Genomic DNA, 219 nt, shown 5'->3' on the forward strand with positions numbered 1-219 from the left:
AGTAGTCGTGAAGAGGTCGTCGCGGTGTTTGACGCGCTGGCAGCGACAATGACGCAGCTGCAGGAGTTGTCCTTTGATGCGTTGACGACCCCCGAGCGCCTGGCCCTGCTGCAGCGCTGCGAAACCGCGCGCCGCCAGCTGCCCACCATCGAACACGCGCTGATCAATCAGCTCGCCGAACAAGCCAGCGACGAAGAGTTGGGCGGCCGGCTGCCCGCG

At 65.8% G+C, this 219-nt stretch carries 1 protein-coding gene; it reads left to right on the plus strand.

The genetic code is table 11. The annotated features are described in order from the left end of the window. On the plus strand, window positions 1-219 hold a 219-nt coding region (locus F0Q45_RS27365), incomplete at both ends, for a 13E12 repeat family protein (protein ID WP_262491219.1).

It is taken from the genome of Mycobacterium simiae, assembly GCF_008370645.1.
Taxonomy (GTDB): Bacteria; Actinomycetota; Actinomycetes; order Mycobacteriales; family Mycobacteriaceae; genus Mycobacterium; species Mycobacterium simiae_A.